Annotated in this window: 16 protein-coding genes and 1 pseudogene; 11 read left to right on the top strand and 6 right to left on the bottom strand. The window is 57.2% G+C overall.

The genetic code is table 11. The features are described 5' to 3' along the window. Positions 1 to 35: 35 nt before the first annotated feature. From cdd to IB212_RS15080, 3 genes are all read right to left on the bottom strand, one after another. Entirely contained in the window at positions 36 to 920 is an 885-nt protein-coding gene (gene cdd, locus IB212_RS15090) for a cytidine deaminase (protein ID WP_188245684.1), read from the bottom strand. A 129-nt stretch (positions 921 to 1,049) separates the two neighbouring features. Beyond that, positions 1,050 to 1,745: a CidB/LrgB family autolysis modulator gene (locus tag IB212_RS15085; protein ID WP_188245683.1), complete on the bottom strand. Its 696-nt coding sequence runs from the start codon at positions 1,743 to 1,745 to the stop codon at positions 1,050 to 1,052. Further along, positions 1,742 to 2,137: a CidA/LrgA family protein gene (locus tag IB212_RS15080; protein WP_045629863.1), complete on the bottom strand. Its 396-nt coding sequence runs from the start codon at positions 2,135 to 2,137 to the stop codon at positions 1,742 to 1,744. Before IB212_RS15080 ends, IB212_RS15085 begins: the two co-directional genes overlap by 4 nt. A gap of 167 nt (positions 2,138 to 2,304) precedes the next feature. Here IB212_RS15080 and dusC point away from each other — a divergent pair, with 167 nt between their 5' ends. The 7 genes and pseudogenes from dusC (at position 2,305) to IB212_RS15045 (ending at position 11,830) form a co-directional block, all read left to right on the top strand. Further along, entirely contained in the window at positions 2,305 to 3,237 is a 933-nt protein-coding gene (dusC, locus tag IB212_RS15075; RefSeq protein ID WP_188245682.1) for a tRNA dihydrouridine(16) synthase DusC, read from the top strand. Between the two features lie 338 nt (positions 3,238 to 3,575). Continuing rightward, positions 3,576 to 4,883 carry a carbohydrate porin gene (locus IB212_RS15070; RefSeq protein WP_223239604.1) on the top strand — a complete coding sequence of 436 codons (1,308 nt, stop codon included), beginning with the start codon at positions 3,576 to 3,578 and terminating at the stop codon, positions 4,881 to 4,883. A gap of 155 nt (positions 4,884 to 5,038) precedes the next feature. Next, positions 5,039 to 5,872, top strand: coding sequence for a BglG family transcription antiterminator LicT (gene licT / locus IB212_RS15065; RefSeq protein ID WP_041909031.1), 834 nt, complete (start codon positions 5,039 to 5,041; stop codon positions 5,870 to 5,872). A 24-nt stretch (positions 5,873 to 5,896) separates the two neighbouring features. Beyond that, positions 5,897 to 7,862: pseudogene (gene bglF / locus IB212_RS15060) on the top strand (PTS beta-glucoside transporter subunit IIABC). A 12-nt stretch (positions 7,863 to 7,874) separates the two neighbouring features. After that, positions 7,875 to 9,269 (top strand): glycoside hydrolase family 1 protein, encoded by a 1,395-nt coding sequence (locus tag IB212_RS15055; protein ID WP_188245680.1) that lies wholly within the window; start codon positions 7,875 to 7,877, stop codon positions 9,267 to 9,269. A 327-nt stretch (positions 9,270 to 9,596) separates the two neighbouring features. Then, positions 9,597 to 11,015 (top strand): multidrug resistance outer membrane protein MdtQ, encoded by a 1,419-nt coding sequence (gene mdtQ / locus IB212_RS15050; RefSeq protein WP_047363102.1) that lies wholly within the window; start codon positions 9,597 to 9,599, stop codon positions 11,013 to 11,015. A gap of 50 nt (positions 11,016 to 11,065) precedes the next feature. Continuing rightward, positions 11,066 to 11,830, top strand: a complete 765-nt coding sequence (locus tag IB212_RS15045) for an SDR family oxidoreductase (RefSeq protein ID WP_045629858.1) — start codon at positions 11,066 to 11,068, stop codon at positions 11,828 to 11,830. 56 nt (positions 11,831 to 11,886) lie between these two features. Here IB212_RS15045 and IB212_RS15040 read toward each other — a convergent pair whose 3' ends face one another. Next, entirely contained in the window at positions 11,887 to 12,459 is a 573-nt protein-coding gene (locus tag IB212_RS15040) for a DedA family protein (RefSeq protein WP_188245679.1), read from the bottom strand. Positions 12,460 to 12,616: 157 nt separating this feature from the next. Between IB212_RS15040 and IB212_RS15035 the strand changes: the two genes are divergently transcribed. Beyond that, on the top strand, positions 12,617 to 13,204 hold the full coding sequence (locus IB212_RS15035; RefSeq protein ID WP_028013847.1) for a Yip1 family protein: 588 nt from the start codon (positions 12,617 to 12,619) through the stop codon (positions 13,202 to 13,204). Positions 13,205 to 13,371: 167 nt separating this feature from the next. After that, positions 13,372 to 14,295 (top strand): D-alanyl-D-alanine endopeptidase, encoded by a 924-nt coding sequence (gene pbpG, locus IB212_RS15030; RefSeq protein ID WP_188245678.1) that lies wholly within the window; start codon positions 13,372 to 13,374, stop codon positions 14,293 to 14,295. A 93-nt stretch (positions 14,296 to 14,388) separates the two neighbouring features. On the opposite strand, the gene IB212_RS15025 is transcribed toward pbpG, so the two are convergent. Next, on the bottom strand, positions 14,389 to 14,943 hold the full coding sequence (locus IB212_RS15025) for a GNAT family N-acetyltransferase (RefSeq protein WP_028013845.1): 555 nt from the start codon (positions 14,941 to 14,943) through the stop codon (positions 14,389 to 14,391). A gap of 112 nt (positions 14,944 to 15,055) precedes the next feature. Further along, positions 15,056 to 16,804 carry a D-lactate dehydrogenase gene (gene dld / locus IB212_RS15020; protein ID WP_188245677.1) on the bottom strand — a complete coding sequence of 583 codons (1,749 nt, stop codon included), beginning with the start codon at positions 16,802 to 16,804 and terminating at the stop codon, positions 15,056 to 15,058. 189 nt (positions 16,805 to 16,993) lie between these two features. Here dld and bglX point away from each other — a divergent pair, with 189 nt between their 5' ends. Together bglX and IB212_RS15010 are read left to right on the top strand one after the other, a co-directional pair. Continuing rightward, entirely contained in the window at positions 16,994 to 19,291 is a 2,298-nt protein-coding gene (gene bglX / locus IB212_RS15015; protein ID WP_041909044.1) for a beta-glucosidase BglX, read from the top strand. 147 nt (positions 19,292 to 19,438) lie between these two features. Continuing rightward, a complete protein-coding gene (locus IB212_RS15010; protein ID WP_041909045.1) occupies positions 19,439 to 20,356 on the top strand; it encodes an ABC transporter substrate-binding protein in 918 nt (305 codons plus the stop codon).

The raw sequence follows: 20,356 nt of genomic DNA, 5'->3' as shown, positions 1-20,356 counted from the left end.
AGCAACGTGGCGGACATTTCTGTCCGCCGGAAGGTTTACGCCAGCAGGACGCGGTCGATCGTCGTGCAGCCTAACGCCTTGAGCGTTGCGGCGGTGGCATCCCACTGAATCAGCGGCGCATCGGCTTTTTCGGCCAGAATGGCACGCTGAATGTCCGGATAATCGTAGCCGTTCAGGCTCAGCAGGTTGAGTGCGCCCTGCAGCGGCGGCAGCGTTGGGTTAAACGCGGCGTTTTCCGCATAGCTGCCGGTGAAGATACGGCCATCGCGGCACTGCAGTGCCACGCCGCTCGGTGAGTTGCTGTAGGGGGTGTGGCTCTTGTTCGCCGCGCGTATGGCCGCCTGGTTCAGGTCATCGCCGGACAGGGCGAAACCGTGATCCTGCTCGTCCATCAGCAGCGTTTTAATCTCAAGATCTTTCGGGCCGAAGGCGTCAGGCAGGTAGTCCCCCAGCGTGTGCGGCGCGCGGCCCGGCAGGTTAATGCGCAGCTGCAGCCCGCTGTTCAGCTCGTTCATAAACTGGCGGCAGTGGCCGCACGGAGTGTAGTTTACGGTGATGGCGCTCAGGGCTTTCTCACCGCGCAGCCAGGCGTGGCTGATGGCGCTCTGCTCGGCGTGAACGGTCTGCTGCATGGTTGCGCCGAGGAACTCCATGTTCCCGCCGAAGTACCAGGTTCCGCTGACGCCGCGCGCGATGGCGCCGACGTTGAAGTGGGAAAGATCGGCCCGCGCGCAGGCGGCAGCCAGGGGCAGCAGTGCGAAAGCCAGCGCGTCTTCATCCAGCCCGGTTGCCTGTTTAAGCACCGTGACCTGCTCCGCCGTCAGCAGGGCGGGGAAATGTGCATCTGCCAGAACGGGATCCAGGGCTGACTGCAAATTCTCTGCAAGCTGAGCGAAGGCAGCTTGAAAACGTGGGTGCATGGCGTTTGCCTCATAAAGGTTAATGGATCGGTAGTTTACGGAGCCGCAAGGCCTTTATATGTGATCCAAATCTCATTATGTATGCAACTTATGAAATCAAACTGAAATTTGCGCGACGCATCGCAAATTTTAGCCCATCGCCGCCAGAATCAGCGGGAAAATGAACGGGGCGAGCAGGGAGGTGATAATCCCGCAGATCACCAGCGCAAGCGAGCTAAACGCCCCTTCCTGATAGTCCAGCTCCGCGCAGCGAGCGGTACCCAGCGCGTGCGAGGCGGTGCCCATCGACAGCCCGCGCGCCGCTTTGGTGTGAATACGCATCCCGTTCAGCAGGGTGTGGCCAAACACCGCGCCGAGAATACCGACGAAAATCACGCACATCGCGCTGATGGCCGGAATACCGCCGAGGCTGCCGCCTACCGCCATCGCGATAGGCGTGGTCACTGATTTAGGCAGGATAGAGGCGGCAATTTGCGGGGAGGCCCCCATCAACAGCGCCACCGACGTGCCAGTGATCATCGCCACCAGGCTTCCCACAAAACAGATAGTAATGATGGACTTCCACCGTGCACGGATCTGGTGCAGCTGCTCATATAAAGGAAAGGCAAGCGCGACAACGGCGGGCTGCAGAAGGTCGTTTAAGATTTTGCTGCCGGCAAAGTAGCGTTCGTAAGGAATGCCGGTGAGCAGCAGGAACGGAATAATCACCACCATCGCCACCAGCAGGGGGTTCAGCAAGGGCATTTTAAATCGTGCGGCAAGCTTGCGCGCGGCGAAGAATACCAGCAGGGTTAACGGCAGTGACCACCAGATATTAGCCATCATTTTTTTGTTTTCTCCCCGACCACGTTACGTTCTCCATGTACCAGATGAGAACTCCAGCTCACCACCAGGAAAACCACCAGCGTGCTGACCGCGCAGGAGACCACAATCGGGCCAAACTGGGCTTTGAGCAAATCAAAATACTGCATGACGCCCACGCCGATAGGCACGAAAAGCAGCGCCATATAGCGAATGAGGACGAAGCAGCCTGGGTTGACCCACTTTGCAGGCAGAATTTGCAGCGCCAGTAAAACGAAGAGGATCAGCATACCGATAATGCTGCCGGGAATGGTGATAGGCAGCAGCGACGCGATGAAAATGCCGGCATACAGGCAGGCGTAAATCAGGACGAATGCGCGCAGATATTGCCAGATAATGTTCAATGATTTGCTCATGGTGAAAGTCCTTGATGAAACGCATTCATCATACAATTAAACCCGAAAATGTGCCACGGATCACATCATGAATTTTGAGCATACCAGACATTCCGAATTGGAACGTCGGGCTTTCCACACACAAACAGAGCAGATACTATAGCGCGTCTTTTTTCACAGGTACTGTTATGCGTGTTTTACTGGCCCCAATGGAAGGCGTGCTCGACTCTCTCGTGCGCGAGCTGCTTACCGAGGTGAACGACTACGATCTCTGCGTGACGGAGTTCCTGCGCGTGGTCGATATGTTGCTGCCAGAAAAGTCATTCTATCGTCTCTGCCCTGAACTGCATCGCCAGAGCCGGACCCCTTCCGGCACGCTGGTGCGTATTCAGCTGCTCGGTCAGTATCCTGAATGGCTGGCGGAAAATGCCGCCCGCGCGGTAGCGCTTGGCTCTTACGGGGTGGATCTCAACTGCGGCTGCCCGTCGAAGCTGGTAAACGGCAGCGGCGGCGGGGCGACGTTGCTGAAAGATCCTGAGCTGATTTACCGCGGCGCGAAAGCCATGCGTGAGGCCGTGCCCTCGCATTTGCCGGTGACGGTTAAGGTGCGCCTGGGGTGGGACAGCGACGCCCGACAGTTTGAAATTGCCGATGCGGTGCAGCAGGCCGGGGCCACCGAGCTGGTGGTGCACGGACGTACTAAAGAAGATGGCTATAAAGCGGACCGCATTAACTGGCAGGCGATTGGCGAGATCCGCAAACGCCTCAGCATTCCGGTTATCGCCAACGGTGAAATCTGGGACTACGAGAGCGCGCAGGCGTGCCTGAAAGCCACCGGCTGCGATGCGGTGATGATTGGCCGCGGCGCGCTGAACGTGCCGAACCTCAGCCGGGTGGTGAAATATAACGAGCCGCGGATGCCGTGGGCAGACGTGGTGACGCTGCTGCAAAAATACAGCCGTCTGGAAAAGCAGGGCGACACCGGTTTGTATCACGTCGCGCGCATCAAACAGTGGCTCAGTTATTTACGCAAAGAGTACAGCGAAGCGTTGGATTTATTTCAGGAGATCCGCACCTTACAAATTTCTGCCGATATTGCGCGTGTCATCCAGTCAAAATAATAAGCGTTAATTTGCTCACACTTTTTTAAAATATAAAACGATGCAGGTTTTCAAGGTGGCGCGACGATGTTAAGGTGCCACTGTTTTCAACGCAGGATTGTTACTGGTTAACAGGCAAAACCTAAGCGTTTCACAGCATTAACCGCTGTGGAGCGCTTAGGTTTTTTTTTGCCTGTCATTCACGAAGGAGGGCCATTTGGCCTAACGCTTTTTGCTGGAACGAATAATCAAAATACGACGGGAAATAACAAATTTCCTGCGAACGGTTACGCATTAATACTCAGCTACAGGTTGCTATTATGACAAATAAATATAATCTTTGTGCCCTCGCTTTATTGATGATATCGCCTTTAACAGTGGCGCAGGAGTGGAATGGAACGGTATTAGGGTTTGAAGCCCCGCCGGAGCCTGTTCTGGGCGAAATGCTCGGCATACGCAAAATCCTTAACGATAACGGTTTTACCTATAACCTCGGATACCTCAATGAAATTGGCTGGAACGGCGGCGGCGGATATAACCACGACTCCCACGTGGCCTATATTGACCAGTTCGCGCTGACCTTTAACCAGGATCTGGCGCGCTGGACGGGCATCCCGGGTGCGCGTATTGAGGGGAATATCGTCAACCGCAACCACAATGACGACCTCACCACTAAACGCGTGCAGGATCCGCGCGTGAACTTCAACGATTTGACCCAGGAAAGCTGGGGCGGGCAATCCATAACCCGTCTGGGCTGGCTGACGTTTGCCCGCAGCTTTGACGACCGACGCCTCACCTGGCGTATCGGCATGATGAACAAGGTGCAGACCTTCGATCAAATCATCCCGTGCGACTTCCAGATGCTCTCCCAGTGCGGTGGGAAATCGGCCAACTCGCTGACCTGGAACAACTGGAACGTTCACACCTGGGGCACCACGCTGGAGTATAAGCTCACGCCAACCGTCACCTTAAAAGGCGGCGTGATGGAGCAAAACCCGGACGCCTCCAGCCGCAGCCACGCGTGGAGCTGGTCGACGAAGGGCAGCAAAGGAATCTTGCTCCCGGTCGAAATCGAAGCGCGTCCGCTGATTAACGGCCTGCCGGGCGCCTATAACCTCGGCGTGGTGTTTACCAACGCGCCGCAAACCGATCTCTATAGCGGTGCATCGGGCGGAGCGGGCGCCACCGATCCGGACGGTTACGAGAAGCATAACCGTACCTGGTTTATGTACGCCGGGCTTAACCAGCAGATCACGCAGCACAAGGACGATCCGAATCGCGGGTTGAGCACCTCGGTCAGCATGAGCCTTGCGGATCAGCGCAGCAATTACATGCATCAGGTCTACGCCGCCTCGCTGCGCTATCGCGGGCTGTTTGACGCTCGCCCGGAAGACTGGATTGGCTTCGGGCTGACCTGGATTGATATGAGCAGCCAGTACGCCCGCAACCAGCGCTATATGAACAGCCTGAGCGGCGTGTCGGACTATAACGATCCGGCGTACCATCCGGTACCGGGCCACTCCCTGAACGGTGAGTTTTACTATCGCTTCCGTCCGGTGTCGTGGCTGGAGCTGCAGCCGGGCATTCAGTACTGGCACCATCCGGGCGGCGTATCCCGGACGCAGGATGCCTGGGTGACGGAGCTGAAAACCGTCGTGACGTTCTAGCAATGTCGATCTGCGTCACGTTTTTTACCCGTGACGCATTGAGGCTACGAATGAAACTGATAGAGTGCCAGAACTGGATTGTTACTGCTTCGGCAGGCAAAACCTGATTTTCTGGCTTCTGCCGGAGGTCAGGTTTTTTTGTTTCTGGGGTTCCGATGAAAATCGCCAAGATACTCAATAATAACGTGGTGGTTGTTCAGGATGAGCGCGGGCGCGAACAGGTGGTGATGGGCCGCGGGCTGGCCTTTCAGAGGCGCGTGGGTGAAGCGCTGGATACCGCGCTGATTGAAAAGGTGTTTGCGTTACAGAGCGATGAGCTGGTGCAGCGTCTCGGTGAACTGCTGAGCCAGATCCCGCTGGAGGTGATGACCACCTGCGACCGCATCATTGGGCTGGCGGCGCAACGGCTGGGGAAATTGCAGGAAAGTTTGTACATCACCCTGACCGACCACTGCTACTTCGCGATTGAGCGCCAGAAGAAAGGGCTGGCGATTAAAAACGTGCTGCTGTGGGACATCAAGCGCCTCTATCCGAAGGAGTTTGAGCTGGGGCAGGAGGCGAGGGCCATTATCGCCAAACGCCTGAACGTCGAGCTGGCTGAGGACGAAGCAGGGTTTATCGCGCTGCATCTGGTCACCGCGCAGTTGAACAGCGAAATGCCGGAAGTGATGCACGTGACAAGAGTGATGCAGGAGATCCTGCAGCTGGTGAAGTATCAGCTACAGCTGGAGTACGACGAAGAGTCGCTCAGCTATCAGCGTTTTGTCACGCATCTGAAGTTTTTTGCCCAGCGGATGCTGACCCGCACCGTGGTGGACGATGACGACGTCTCGCTGCATACCGCGGTAAAGGACAACTACGCGAAAGCGTGGAAATGCGCCGAGAAAATCGCGCAGCACCTGAACAAAAGCTATCAGCGCGAGCTGACGACCGAAGAAATTATGTTCCTCGCCATTCATATTGAACGGGTGAGAAAAGAGGGGCGCTAAGCCTCAAATCTGGATTGTTACTGCATAACGCAGGCAAAACCTGGGCGCGGCCTCCGCAAGGAGGACGTTCTCGGGTTTTTTTATTTTTATACTCAGTCAACAGGTGCCTGCGGGCATCGGATGTAAGGAAATCGAGATGGAATACCAGGCGTTAGCAAAGGATATTCTCGGCCACGTTGGCGGAAAAGAGAACATTGTCAGCCTTGTCCACTGTGCGACCCGGCTTCGCTTTAAACTGAAAGATAACCAGAAAGCGGACGCCGAAGGGCTGAAGAAAAACCCGGGCGTGATTATGGTGGTCGAAAGCGGCGGCCAGTTCCAGGTGGTGATTGGTAACCACGTACACGACGTCTGGCAGGCGGTACGTAGCGAGGCCGGGCTCACCGACGACGCGCCGGCCGTGGAGGAGAAGGGCGAGAAGGGCAACCTGCTGGGCCGCCTGATCGACATCGTCTCCGGAATTTTCACTCCGTTTATCGGCATTCTGGCGGCCTCCGGTATTCTGAAAGGTCTGCTGGCGCTGGCGGTGGTCTGTGGCTGGCTCACTCCTGAAAGCGGCACCTATAAAATCTGGTTCGCCGCGAGCGACGCGCTGTTCTTCTTCTTCCCGCTGGTGCTGGGCTATACCGCGGGGAAAAAATTTGGCGGCAACCCGTTTATTACGATGGTGATCGGCGGGGCCCTCACGCACCCGATGATGATCGCCGCGTTCAATGCCAGCCAGCAGCCGGGGGCGTTTACCGATGCGTTTCTTGGTATACCGATCACATGGTTTAACTACAGCTCGTCGGTGATCCCGATCATTCTCGCCGCGTGGGTAAGCTGCTGGCTGGAAAAACAGAGCACCAGGCTGCTGCCGTCCTCGATGAAGAACTTCTTCGCGCCGCTGATTTGCTTAGGCGTGACCGTGCCGCTGACCTTCCTGGTCATTGGCCCGCTGGCGACCTGGCTCAGCCAGATGCTGGCCAACGGCTACCAGTGGGTTTATGTCCTGGCACCGTGGCTGGCGGGCGCGGCGATGGGGGCGCTGTGGCAGGTCTGCGTGATCTTCGGCCTGCACTGGGGGCTGGTGCCGCTGATGATTAACAACCTGGCGGTGCTGGGCCATGACTCCATGCTGCCGATGCTGCTCCCGGCGGTGTTTGGCCAGGTGGGCGCGGCGCTGGGGATTTTCCTGCGCACCCGCGACGCGCGCCAGAAAATGCTGGCCGGTTCGTCCGTGACGGCGGGGATTTTTGGCATCACCGAACCGGCCGTGTACGGGGTTAACCTGCCGCTGCGCCGTCCGTTTATCTTTGGCTGCGTCGCGGGTGCCGTCGGCGGCGCGATAGTCGGCTTTAGCGACACTCATGTCTATTCGTTCGGCTTTGCCAATATTTTTACCATCGCCCAGATGATCCCGCCGGGCGGCGTAGACGCCACCCTGTGGGGCGGCATTATCGGCACCGTCGTGGCGCTGGTGCTGGGCTGCGTCCTGACGCTGGTGGCGGGCATGCCAGCACGCTCAGCGCCCGAGGCGGTTGCGCCAGCGGGTGAAAACGATGTGCTGGCACCGATGACCGGTACCGTGCTGGCGCTCGATCAGGTGCCTGATACCACCTTTGCCAGCGGCCTGCTGGGCAGCGGTGCCGCCATCATTCCCTCCGACAACAGGGTGGTTGCCCCGTTTGCGGGCGTTGTTGCCTCTCTTTTCCAGACCAAACACGCCATCGGCCTGCTCAGCGACAGCGGCATTGAAGTGTTAATCCACGTGGGGATCGACACCGTGAAGCTCGATGGTAAACCGTTTACCGCCCATGTGAAGGTGGGCGACAGGGTGCAGCCGGGCGACCTGCTGCTGGAGTTTGATCGTCAGGCGATTATCGATGCCGGATACGACCTGGCGACGCCGATCATTATCAGTAACAGCGACGAGTATCGCGCGGTGGCGACCGTGGCGGCAACGTCCGTCAACGCCGGTGCACCGCTGCTCAGCGTAAGCCATCAATAACAGGAGAACGTGATGAAAACTTTCCCGGATGATTTTTTATGGGGCGGCGCGGTTGCCGCGAACCAGGTAGAAGGCGCATATCTGGAGGATGGCAAAGGGCTTTCCACCTCAGACGTCCAGCCGCAGGGGGTCTTTGGCCCGGTGGTGGAGCGCATGGCGGGCGACAGCGGGATTAAAGATGTGGCGATAGATTTCTATCACCGCTACCCGGAAGACATCAAACTCTTTGCCGAAATGGGCTTTAGCTGCCTGCGCGTCTCCATTGCCTGGACGCGTATCTTCCCGAACGGCGACGAGCAGACGCCAAACGAAGCGGGTCTGGCGTTTTACGACAGGTTGTTTGACGAACTGGCCGCGCACGACATCACGCCGCTGGTAACGCTGTCGCATTACGAAATGCCGTGGGGGCTGGTGAAACAGTACGGCGGCTGGGGCAGTCGTCAGACTATCGGCTTCTTTGAGCGCTACGCCCGCACCGTCTTTGCGCGCTACAGGGAGAAGGTGAAGCTGTGGCTGACCTTCAACGAAATCAACATGTCCCTGCATGCGCCGATGACTGGCGTGGGCCTGCCGGAAACCAGCAGCAAAGGGGAAGTGTATCAGGCGATCCACCATCAGCTGTTGGCCAGCGCGCTGGCGGTGAAAGCCTGCCACGAGATTATCCCGGATGCAAAAATTGGCAACATGCTGCTGGGCGGCCTGATGTACCCGCTGACCTGCAGGCCAGAAGACGTGCTGGAGGCGCTACAGGAGAACCGCGCCTGGCAGTTCTTTGGCGACGTGCAGTGCCGCGGGGCGTACCCGGGGTATATGCTGCGCTTCTTCCGCGACAGCGAAATTGAGATTGATATCACCGACGCCGACCGCGAGGCGCTGAAATCCACCGTCGATTTTATCTCGTTCAGCTATTACATGACCGGCTGCGTGACGACCGATGACGAGTTGAACCAGCAGGCGCGGGGCAACATCCTGAGCATGGTGCCAAACCCGCATCTGGCAAGCTCAGAGTGGGGCTGGCAGATCGATCCGGTTGGCCTGCGTACGCTGCTGAACGTGCTCTGGGATCGTTATCAGAAGCCGCTGTTTATCGTCGAGAACGGCCTCGGCGCGAAGGACAAACCGGACGCCGACGGCGTGGTGCAGGATGATTACCGCATCAGCTACCTTAACGACCACCTGGTGCAGGTGCGCGAGGCGATTGACGACGGCGTTGAGGTAATGGGATACACCAGCTGGGGGCCCATCGACCTGGTCAGCGCCTCCAAAGCGGAACTGTCCAAGCGCTACGGCTTTATTTATGTGGACCGCGATGACAGCGGTAAAGGCACTCTGGCCCGCAGCCGCAAAAAGAGTTTTTACTGGTATAAAGAGGTGATTGCCACGAAGGGGGCATCGCTGAAAGCCTGAAAGGAATAACGTCGCCCGGCGCAGTGCCGGGCAAATAAATCAGAAAATCATTTTGAATACGCCGGTAACCACTAACAGCCCTATCAAAAATATAATTAAAATAACCCACAGTAATATTTTCATTCCCTTCTCCTGCCCGTGTATGACACTGAATAAGTGTAGCAGCCAATTCATAATTGGAATGGATATGTTGAATTTATTCATTGGGGTTAGGAATAAATTGCCGAATATGAAAATGTATGACAATTTGCGGATTGCCACGCGTTACTAAAAAACGGAATGGCATCAAGCGTAATTTGCGCCTTTAATTTTTTGAGTTATGGCGTAATGAAACGTTCTCTTATTTTATCTCTGAGTGCTCCTCTTGTCTTAATGCTGGCTGCCTGCGCGCCGGAACATGCCAGCGTGTCGCCGATTAAAACGCAAGCCACTGCGGCGTCGGTAAATACACAGCTAAGTCGAACCAACTGGCCGAAAAACGAATGGTGGAAAGACTATAACGATCCGCAGCTTAATTCTCTGATCGCGAAGGCGCTAAATGATGCGCCGGATATGCAAATCGCCCGACAGCGTATTACGCTCGCGGAAGCGCAGGCGAAAGCCACCCTGGCGGCAGACGGCCCTCAGATGGATTTTTCCGCCGATGCGGAGCGGCAGAAGATGTCTGCGGAAGGGCTGATGGGGCCCTTCGCCATTACCGATCCGGCCGCGGGCACCACCGGGCCGTGGTATACCAACGGTACCTTTGGCCTGACAGCGGGCTGGGATCTCGATTTGTGGGGAAAAAACCGCGCGCAGGTTGAAGCCCGTATCGGCAAGGTCAACGCCCAGAAAGCTGAGATGGAGCAGACGCGTCAGCTGTTGGCCAGCAGCGTCGCGCGGCTTTACTGGGAGTGGCAGACCCAGGCCGCGGTGGGGGACGTTCTCGCACAGATTAAACACGAGCAGGAAAATATCATCGGTGCCGACCGCGAGCTGTATCAGCACGGGATCACATCTTCGGTAGAAGGTGTCGAAACCGATATCAATGCCAGTAAAACCGAAGAGCAGCTTGCCGGGGTAAAAGGCAAAATGAAAGCCGTTGAGGCACGTCTGCAGGCCCTGACTAATACCTCCTCAATGAAACTGACTCGCCATGCTTTACCGGCAGCAGAAGCGGCGTTGCCTACCACGCTGGGATACGAGCTGCTGGCTCGCCGCCCGGATCTGCAGGAGGCGCACTGGTACATTGAAGCTTCCCTGAGCGAAGTGGATGCCGCCAAAGCCGCCTTCTATCCCGACGTGAATCTGATGGCATTCTTGCAGCAGGATGCCCTGCATCTGAGCGATCTGTTCCGTTCCTCCGCCCAGCAAATGGGCGTCACCGCCGGGCTGACGCTGCCGATCTTCGACAGCGGCAGGCTGAATGCGAATCTGGATATTGCCCAGGCGCAGAACAATCTGTCGGTGGCGAACTACAACAAAGCGGTGGTCGATGCCGTTAATCAGGTGGCGCGCACGGCCAGCGAAGTTGAAACCCTGACCGCAAAAAATCAGCAACAGCAGCAGGTCGAGAAAGATGCCGCGCGCGTGGTGGCACTGGCACAGGCGCGCTTTAGCGTCGGGATTATTGCCGGTTCCCGCGTCAGCGAGGCCAAAATTCCGGCACTCAAGGAACATATCGCTGCACTGACCCTGAAAGGGCAGTACGTGGATGCCACGCTACAGCTGACGTCCGCGCTGGGCGGTGGCTATCATCACGGCTAAAAAGGGTGATTATCTATACTTACCTCTTTGCACATTTTCAGGAGGTGAGTATGAACAGAGTAGCGATTGTAACCGCATCGGATTCCGGGATCGGTAAAACCACGGCGCTGATGCTGGCAGAGCGCGGGTTTGATATTGGCGTCACCTGGCATTCGGATGAAAAAGGGGCGATGGAAACCTGCCGTGAAGTTGAAGCGCGTGGGCAGCGCGCAGAGGCTATCCATCTTGATTTAAGCACGCTCCCGGACGGCGCTGAAGCCATTGAAACGCTGATTGCGCGTTTCGGCCGGCTGGACGTGCTGGTTAACAATGCCGGAGCGATGACCAAAGCGCCATTTCTTGAGATGGCGTTTGACGACTGGCGGAACATTTTTACCGTCGACGTGGACGGCGCGTTTCTCTGCTCGCAGATTGCGGCACGGCAGATGGTGAAGCAGGGGGAAGGGGGGCGGATTGTGAACATCACCTCGGTGCATGAGCACACGCCGCTGCCTGATGCCAGCGCTTACACGGCTGCGAAACATGCGCTCGGCGGCTTAACCAAATCGATGGCGATGGAGCTGGTGAAGCACAAGATTCTGGTGAACGCCGTCGCGCCGGGGGCCATTGCCACGCCGATGAACGATATGGACGACAGCGAAGTGAAGGAAGGGTCAATGCCGGAAATTCCGCTGGCAAGGCCGGGCCACACCAAAGAAATCGCCAGCCTGGTGGCGTGGCTGTGTGACAGCGACGCCAGCTATACCACAGGGCAATCGTTTATCGTCGACGGGGGCTTTATGCTGGCGAACCCGCAGTTTAAGCCGGAAGGGTAACAGGTTTCCCCTCAATGTATCCCTCTCCCCAAAGGGGTGAGGGGCACCAGGCTGACTCACTCCTCATCCCGCTTCTTCTCTCTGTGCCGCATCCACAGCCTGACCCCAATCACCGCCACAACCACCAGAATCAACCACGCCCAGTGCTTCAGGTGCTGGTTAAGGTTATGCAGCCACGGGCCAATCACCTCGCCACCCACGTAACCAAGCGTCGTGAAGATCAGCGCCCAGGCTATCGCGCCAACAATATTCAGCGGCAGGAAAATTTTTGGCGGCAGGCGGCTGGCACCAATCAGTATTGGCCCGATAATCCTGAAGCCGTACATAAAGCGGGTACCTATGACGAACAGATAAGGGTGACGCTGGATCAGGCGCTGCGCGCGGTTGATTTTCTTTTTGTGTTTAACGAAACGCTTGAGCAGCGTCGGGCCAAAGCGCAGCCCCAGGAAGTAGAGCAGCTGATCGCCAATCATGCCGCCCAGCGCGACCGCAGCGACGACCAGCGGAAACTTCAGTAAGCCCTGATGCGCGGCGACGCCGCCCAGCAGCGTGATGGTTTCACCTTCCGCCACGCTGCCGATGACCAGCGCGGCGTATCCATATTGTTCAATGAGTGCGTTAATATCCATTACGTAACGGTTATCTCCCTCTGCGTACCTCGTTTAATCATATACCTCATGAATCAACCGCGCGGCAATCAACGGAAATTTCCCACTGTACATAAAATAATCTAAAGCCTGCATTATACTTAAGGTATCGCTGACGGGCCGACAACAAGGGGGCGCTATGAACCATGTCTGGGGACTTTTCTCCCATCCCGATCGTGAAATGCATGTCATCAAAAGTGAGAACGAAACGGTCTCGCATCATTACACCCACCACGTGCTGCTGATGGCCGCGGTGCCGGTAATATGCGCGTTTATTGGCACAACACAAATCGGCTGGAACTTCGGTGACGGTACCGTGGTTCAGCTCTCCTGGTTTACCGGGCTTTATCTGGCCATTCTCTTTTATGGCCTGATGCTGGCAGGGGTGGCGGTCATGGGGCGCGTCATTCACTGGATGGCGCGTAACTACCCGCAGCGCCCATCGCTGGCACACTGTATGGTCTTCGCCGGATACGTCGCGACCCCGCTGTTCTTAAGCGGTATTGTTGCGCTCTATCCACTGGTCTGGCTGTGCGCGCTGATCGGTACTGTTGCGCTCTTTTACACCGGTTATCTGCTGTATCTGGGCGTTCCAACCTTCCTGAATATCAATAAAGAAGAGGGCCTGAGCTTCTCCGGCTCCACGCTTGCCATCGGGGTGCTGGTTCTGGAGGTGTTACTGGCACTGACAGTTATTCTTTGGGGTTATGGATACCGTCTCTTCTAAGCTCACTGCATTGCTGGCATTTACGCCAGCAATGCAGCATCTGTTCACGATTATCCGCTGGCGACAAAGCACGGTGACCGCTATGATGCCGAAGCCAGCCTGTGTTTATCCGTCGACGCAGGCGGTGTACGTCATTACGTGCGTGAATAATTATCAGAAGTCTCACCATGCTGAAATTTCGTGTCTCCTTACTTAGCCTGGCGCTGCTGCTGGGCGCGTCCGCTGCCGTGCCAGCTGTCGCCAATACGCCCGCGGTGACCACCGCTGCTGCCCAGCCGCAAATTGCGTCCGGCAGCGCGATGATTGTTGATCTCAACACCAATAAGGTGATTTACGCCAGCCACCCGGACCTGGTGCGCCCGATCGCCTCAATAACCAAATTAATGACCGCGATGGTGGTGCTTGATGCTCGCCTGCCGCTGGACGAAAAGCTGAAAGTGGATATCAGCCACACGCCGGAGATGAAAGGGATCTACTCTCGCGTGCGCCTGAACAGTGAAATCAGCCGTAAAAATATGCTGCTGCTGGCGCTGATGTCGTCCGAAAACCGTGCGGCGGCAAGTCTGGCGCACCACTATCCTGGCGGTTACGATGCCTTTATCCGCGCGATGAACGCCAAAGCCAAAGCGCTGGGGATGAGCAATACTCATTTTGTTGAACCGACGGGTCTGTCGATTAACAACGTCTCCACGGCCCGCGATCTGACGAAACTGCTGATTGCCAGCAAGCAGTACCCGCTGCTCGGCCAGCTCAGCACCACGCGTGAGGACATGGCGACATTCTCGAATCCGTCTTACACACTGCCGTTTCGCAACACGAACCATCTGGTGTACCGCGAGAACTGGAATATTCAGTTAACCAAAACCGGGTTTACCAATGCGGCAGGCCACTGCCTGGTGATGCGCACCGTGTTTAACGGTAAGCCGGTGGCGCTGGTGGTGATGGATGCCTTCGGGAAATATACCCACTTCGCGGATGCGAGCCGCCTGCGGACCTGGATTGAGACCGGGAAAGTGCAGCCCGTTCCGGCTGCGGCATTGACCTATAAAAAGCAGAAAGCGGAGCAGATGGCGACGGCGCAAAACGATTAATTCCCCTCTGCGCGTTGATGCCCTCACCCCGACCCTCTCCCACGGGAGAGGGAGAAAACACTAAAAACGGTAACCCAGGTTACCGTTTTACGTTTATTCCGGCAGCGTCCAGTCCCCATCGTTGAGCGGGCGCTGCATTATCACCGTATCCCGCCAGTCGCCTTTCTTATACCCCACGCTGCGAAGCTGACCGACAATCTCAAAGCCGTGTTTTTTATGCAGCCGTAACGAGCCGGAATTATTATTACCATCTCCGACAACGGCAATCATCTGCCGCCACGGGCCCTGCTCGCAGCGCGCGATCAGCGCGTTCATTAATGCAGTGCCAAAACCGCGTCCGGTGATGCTGGCATCCACGTAAATCGACTCTTCCAGGGTATAGCGATAGGCCTGACGCGGTCGGTAAGGGGTGGCGTAACAATAGCCCACCACGATGCCGCGATAGAGCGCGATGAGCCACGGTAAACCGTTCTCGGCCACGCTTTTCATGCGCTGACGCATTTCGTCGATGGTGGGGGGGACTTCTTCGAATGACGCGCGTCCGTGAAGCACATGCCAGGCATAGATGGCGGCGATGGCATGCACATCATCGGGAAGGGCGTCACGCACTTCCAGTTCGGTTTCGGATAAAACATCAACAGCCGACATGATGCGCCTGCTCCTCGTTATAGAATGCCGGAGAAACATTTCTCCGGCGACAGACCGCTACTCTATTACGATTAAGGCGCGCGAAACAATCTCTCAAATTTGGCTGTAGGGTTTAATCAGACGCTTTCGTTATGCGCTGCTCCGCGTCTGCACTCTCTTTCCAGTATTTCTTCCGCGTTGTTTTCCCTATGCCGGGATTCATGCTGTTTGTAGGGTCATTCTCGCGATAAAACTGCTTAAGGGCGTCAGGGGCTTTATAAAGATGCCCGACGTTGTGTTCCGCAGGATATTGTGCGCCACGCTCGCGCAGCAGGGCGAGCATCTGCTCCTTCAGTTCATGAGCATCGACCCCTTTTTTGACGATGTAGTCCTGATGGAAGACGTAGCACATAAAGTGGCCGTAATAGAGCTTATGCACCAGCTTGCTGTCGATCTCCGGCGGCAGATGCTCAAACCATTCGGTGTCGTTGCGTCGCAGGGCGATATCCAGCGCCAGAATATCTTCCACCTCTTCGGAATGCACCGCCTGGTAACGGATAGCGGCACCCGCCGCGGCGAAGCGATGCAGGAAGGCTTTGCTGCCTTCTTCCGGCGTGCAGGCAAAGAAATCACCCTCAGCCGTCCTGAAGAACTCGGTCAGCCAGCTCTGCGCTTCGGCGATCCCGTCCCCGGCCATTTTCAGCAGCAGGTGATGTTCGTACTTATCACGCCAGGTTTTCATTCGCTCCGGCAGATGCGCAGGGAAAACGTTGCCCAGCTTCTGCATAAAGCGGTCGGTAAAGTGGGGCTTGAACAGCGACACTTTCTCCAGCATCGCGTCGGTGCGTCCCTTCATGGTGAAGAAGAACGGCATTTTGTCGGTGCCAAGCTTATCGATCATCAGGAAGGTGTCTTTCCCGTAGCGCTCCGCGATGTCGTAAATATCCCGATGCATGTACTCGCCCGCCACCGGCAGGTGGGTGAATTCGCCCAGAATATGGCGACGAATTTCGGTCAGGACCTCAGGCTGATTGGTGCCGATGTAAAATACTTGCTGCTTTTTCTCTGCCGGGAAGGTGTCGAGACGCACCGCAAAAACGGCCAGCTTGCCCGCGCAGCCGGACGATTCAAACAGGCGATCCGGATCGGCGTTGTAGCGCGCCGGGGTATCGGCCTCGATATCGCGTACGCGGGTGATGTAATCGTGGTCGTGCGCGTGGCGACCATCGTGCTGCACGTCTTCGTCCCTCACGCGGTCGTCGTCGAGCTTGCTGAGGATCTGTTCCGGTGTCACGCCCAGATCGATGCCCAGGTGGTTCACCAGCGTCAGCTTGCCGTTTTCATCAATGCGGGCAAAAAGTGACATTTCGGTGTAGGCCGGGCCGCGCTGGACCAGCGAACCGCCGGAGTTATTGCAGATCCCACCGACCACCGAGGCGCCAATGCAGGAGGAGCCGATCACCGAGTGCGGCTCGCGGCCCAGCGGCTTAAGCGCTTTTTCCAGCGAGTAGAGCGTGGTGCCCGGGAACGCGAGCACCTGCTCGCCTTTGTCCAGCAGGTGCAGCTTGTCGAGGCGCAGGGTGCTGATAATCACGATATCGCGATCGTAATCGTTGCCGTTCGGCGTGGAACCTTCGGTCAGGCCGGTGTTGGCCGCCTGCATTAAAATAATTTTGTCCGCCGCAACGCAGGCGCTCAGCACGCGCCACAGCTCCAGCAGCGTGCCGGGGAAGACCACCGCCAGCGCGTCGCCCTGGCCGGAGCGGAAACCCTTACGGTAGCGGGCGGTTTTGGCTGGGTCGGTAAGCAGGTGAGAGGAGCCAACCAGGCGCGACAGTTCGTTAATAAATGTTTTGTTATCGTCAGTTCGAACAGAAGTCATCTTCCACTCCTTGTGGTGGGGCAAATTTCTCGCTGTAAAGCATAGCGCGATTAACTGTTCAGCGGTCGAGTATTCACGAGAAAAATCAGAGAATAACCCTGCAACGTTCAGAGGGTTTATGGCACACTGCGCTTTTCGCACGGTCTGGCCGGGTGCTTCCCACGGTTATTGATGAGAGAGAATAACAACATGAAATGGCTATGTTCTGTAGGTGTCGCCGTCAGCCTGGCGCTGCAACCTGCGCTGGCAGAGGATTTGTTTGGTAATCACCCGCTCACGCCTGAAGCCCGCGACGCGTTTGTCACGGAGTTGCTTAAGAAGATGACGGTCGATGAAAAAATCGGCCAGCTGCGTCTGATCAGCGTTGGCCCGGATAACCCGAAAGAGGCCATCCGCGAGATGATCAAAGAGAACCAGGTGGGCGCGATTTTTAACACCGTCACCCGCCAGGATATCCGCGCCATGCAGGATCAGGTGATGCAGCTCAGCCGTCTGAAAATCCCGTTGTTCTTTGCCTATGACGTGGTGCACGGCCAGCGTACCGTCTTCCCGATCAGCCTCGGCTTAGCCTCCTCGTTTAACCTCGACGCGGTGAAAACCGTCGGGCGCGTGTCGGCCTATGAAGCGGCGGACGACGGCCTGAACATGACCTGGGCACCGATGGTGGACGTCTCGCGCGATCCGCGCTGGGGCCGCGCCTCGGAAGGCTTCGGTGAAGATACCTATTTAACGGCCACGATGGGCAAAACCATGGTGGAAGCGATGCAGGGCAAGAGCCCGGCGGACCGCTACTCGGTGATGACCAGCGTTAAACACTTCGCGGCCTACGGCGCCGTGGAAGGCGGTAAAGAGTACAACACCGTCGACATGAGCCCACAGCGCCTGTTTAACGACTACATGCCGCCGTACAAGGCAGGGCTGGATGCGGGCAGCGGCGCGGTGATGGTGGCGCTGAACTCGCTGAACGGCACGCCTGCGACCTCCGATTCCTGGCTGCTGAAAGACGTGCTGCGCGACCAGTGGGGCTTTAAGGGCATCACTGTTTCCGACCACGGCGCGATTAAAGAGCTGATCAAGCACGGCACGGCGTCCGATCCGGAAGACGCGGTGCGCGTGGCGCTCAAGTCCGGCATCAACATGAGCATGAGCGACGAGTACTACAGCAAATACCTGCCGGGGCTGGTGAAGAGCGGCAAGGTAACGATGGCGGAGCTGGACGATGCCGCGCGCCACGTGCTGAACGTGAAATATGACATGGGGCTGTTTAACGATCCGTACAGCCACCTGGGGCCGAAAGATTCTGACCCGGCGGATACCAATGCCGAAAGCCGCCTGCACCGCAAAGAAGCGCGTGAAGTGGCGCGCGAAAGCCTGGTGCTGCTGAAGAACCGCCTCGACACGCTGCCGCTGAAAAAATCCGGCACTATTGCTGTGGTCGGCCCGCTGGCTGACAGCAAGCGCGACGTGATGGGGAGCTGGTCTGCTGCGGGCGTGGCCGATCAGTCCGTTACCGTCCTGACCGGCATCAAGAGCGCCGTCGGTGAAAACGCCAAAGTGGTGTACGCCAAAGGGGCGAACGTCACCGACGATAAAGACATCGTCACCTTCCTCAACCAGTACGAGGAAGCGGTGAAGGTCGATCCGCGCACGCCGAAGGAGATGATCGACGAAGCGGTCAACGCGGCGAAGCAGTCTGACGTCGTTGTCGCGGTCGTGGGGGAAGCGCAGGGTATGGCGCACGAAGCTTCCAGCCGTACCGACATTACCATCCCGCAGAGCCAGCGCGATCTGATCGCCGCCCTGAAAGCGACCGGCAAGCCGCTGGTGCTGGTGCTGATGAACGGTCGTCCGCTGGCGCTGGTGAAAGAGGACCAGCAGGCTGACGCCATTCTGGAAACCTGGTTCGCCGGCACCGAAGGCGGTAACGCCATCGCCGACGTATTGTTTGGCGATTACAACCCGTCGGGCAAGCTGCCGATGTCCTTCCCGCGCTCCGTCGGGCAGATCCCGGTTTACTATAGCCACCTGAATACCGGCCGCCCGTACAACGCCGACAAGCCGAACAAATACACGTCTCGTTACTTTGACGAAGCTAACGGCCCGCTCTACCCGTTTGGTTATGGCCTGAGCTACACCACCTTCAAGGTTTCTGAGGTGAAAATGTCGGCGCCGAGCCTGAAGCGTGACGGCAAGGTCACCGCCAGCGTCGAGGTGACCAACACCGGCAAGCGTGAAGGGGCAACGGTGATTCAGATGTACGTGCAGGATGTCACCGCCTCGATGAGCCGTCCTGTGAAGCAGCTGCGCGGCTTTGAGAAGGTCAATCTCAAGCCTGGCGAAACCAAAACCATCAGCTTCCCGATTGACGTGGATGCGCTCAAGTTCTGGAACCAGCAGATGAAATATGATGCGGAACCGGGCAAGTTTAACGTCTTTATCGGGGTGGATTCCGCCCGCGTAAATAAAGGCGAGTTCGAGCTGCTGTAACCTTTCCCTCCTTTGCATCCCCCGTCCATCGGGGGATGCGTCTTACCTTATGCTAAAAAGGCATTTTGCCGGGTAAATCCGCCGTTTTAAGCTACGCTTTTCTCTCAAGCCTCTGAAAAAGGCAGCAAAAAAAATGAGGATAGTGGAATGACGATTAAATCGGGGATGGTAGTTTCTGCGGCGCTACTCGCGGCGCTAAGCCTGCCGTTACAGGCGGCGGAGCCGGTAAAAGTGGGCTCAAAGATCGATACCGAGGGCGCGCTGCTCGGGAATATTATTCTCCAGGTGCTGGAAAGCCACGGCGTGAAAACCGTCAATAAAGTTCAACTGGGCACCACGCCCGTCGTGCGCGGCGCGATTACCTCCGGCGAGCTGGATATCTATCCTGAATATACCGGCAACGGCGCGTTCTTCTTTAAAGAAGAGAACGATCCAGCATGGAAAAACGCCAAAGCTGGCTATGAAAAAGTCAAAAAACTCGACGCGGAACAGAACAAGCTGGTCTGGCTGACCCCGGCCCCGGCCAACAATACCTGGACTATCGCCGTGCGTAAGGACGTGGCGGAGAAAGGGAAGCTCACCTCGCTTGCGGATCTCAGCCGCTACCTGAAAGAGAAGGGCGACTTCAAGCTCGCGGCGTCCGCGGAGTTTATCGAGCGTCCTGACGCGCTGCCGGCGTTTGAAAAAGCCTACGACTTCAAGCTCGACCAGGCACAACTGCTCTCGCTGGCGGGCGGAGATACGGCGGTAACCATTAAGGCGGCGGCGCAGCAAACCTCCGGCGTTAACGCGGCGATGGCCTACGGCACCGACGGCCCGGTCGCGGCGCTGGGCCTGCAAACCCTGACCGATCCAAAAGGCGTTCAGCCGATCTACGCTCCAACCCCGGTTGTGCGTGAGGCGGTACTGAAAGCCTACCCGGATATTGCTGAATGGCTCAAACCGGTCTTCGAAAAGCTGGATGAAAAAACGCTGCAACAGCTGAATGCCAGCATTGCCGTCGAGGGACTGGATGCCAAAAAAGTGGCCGCCGACTTCCTGAAACAACAAGGGCTTGTGAAGTAA

Origin of the sequence: Enterobacter sp. E12 (assembly GCF_014596715.2) — a bacterium.
Lineage (GTDB): Bacteria > Pseudomonadota > Gammaproteobacteria > Enterobacterales > Enterobacteriaceae > Enterobacter > Enterobacter bugandensis.
This window is presented reverse-complemented; position numbering and strand designations above follow the sequence as displayed.

What these genes read in the sequence shown, in the direction of transcription:
- mdtQ (WP_047363102.1), top strand. Translation starts at nt 9,597, where the DNA reads ATGAAACGTTCTCTTATTTTATCTCTGAGTGCTCCTCTTGTCTTAATG.
- IB212_RS15070 (WP_223239604.1), top strand. Translation starts at nt 3,576, where the DNA reads ATGATATCGCCTTTAACAGTGGCGCAGGAGTGGAATGGAACGGTATTA.
- bglX (WP_041909044.1), top strand. Translation starts at nt 16,994, where the DNA reads ATGAAATGGCTATGTTCTGTAGGTGTCGCCGTCAGCCTGGCGCTGCAA.
- dusC (WP_188245682.1), top strand. Translation starts at nt 2,305, where the DNA reads ATGCGTGTTTTACTGGCCCCAATGGAAGGCGTGCTCGACTCTCTCGTG.
- licT (WP_041909031.1), top strand. Translation starts at nt 5,039, where the DNA reads ATGAAAATCGCCAAGATACTCAATAATAACGTGGTGGTTGTTCAGGAT.
- IB212_RS15035 (WP_028013847.1), top strand. Translation starts at nt 12,617, where the DNA reads ATGAACCATGTCTGGGGACTTTTCTCCCATCCCGATCGTGAAATGCAT.
- IB212_RS15045 (WP_045629858.1), top strand. Translation starts at nt 11,066, where the DNA reads ATGAACAGAGTAGCGATTGTAACCGCATCGGATTCCGGGATCGGTAAA.
- cdd (WP_188245684.1), bottom strand. Translation starts at nt 920, where the DNA reads ATGCACCCACGTTTTCAAGCTGCCTTCGCTCAGCTTGCAGAGAATTTG.
- dld (WP_188245677.1), bottom strand. Translation starts at nt 16,804, where the DNA reads ATGACTTCTGTTCGAACTGACGATAACAAAACATTTATTAACGAACTG.
- IB212_RS15080 (WP_045629863.1), bottom strand. Translation starts at nt 2,137, where the DNA reads ATGAGCAAATCATTGAACATTATCTGGCAATATCTGCGCGCATTCGTC.
- IB212_RS15040 (WP_188245679.1), bottom strand. Translation starts at nt 12,459, where the DNA reads ATGGATATTAACGCACTCATTGAACAATATGGATACGCCGCGCTGGTC.
- pbpG (WP_188245678.1), top strand. Translation starts at nt 13,372, where the DNA reads ATGCTGAAATTTCGTGTCTCCTTACTTAGCCTGGCGCTGCTGCTGGGC.
- IB212_RS15055 (WP_188245680.1), top strand. Translation starts at nt 7,875, where the DNA reads ATGAAAACTTTCCCGGATGATTTTTTATGGGGCGGCGCGGTTGCCGCG.
- IB212_RS15010 (WP_041909045.1), top strand. Translation starts at nt 19,439, where the DNA reads ATGACGATTAAATCGGGGATGGTAGTTTCTGCGGCGCTACTCGCGGCG.
- IB212_RS15025 (WP_028013845.1), bottom strand. Translation starts at nt 14,943, where the DNA reads ATGTCGGCTGTTGATGTTTTATCCGAAACCGAACTGGAAGTGCGTGAC.
- IB212_RS15085 (WP_188245683.1), bottom strand. Translation starts at nt 1,745, where the DNA reads ATGATGGCTAATATCTGGTGGTCACTGCCGTTAACCCTGCTGGTATTC.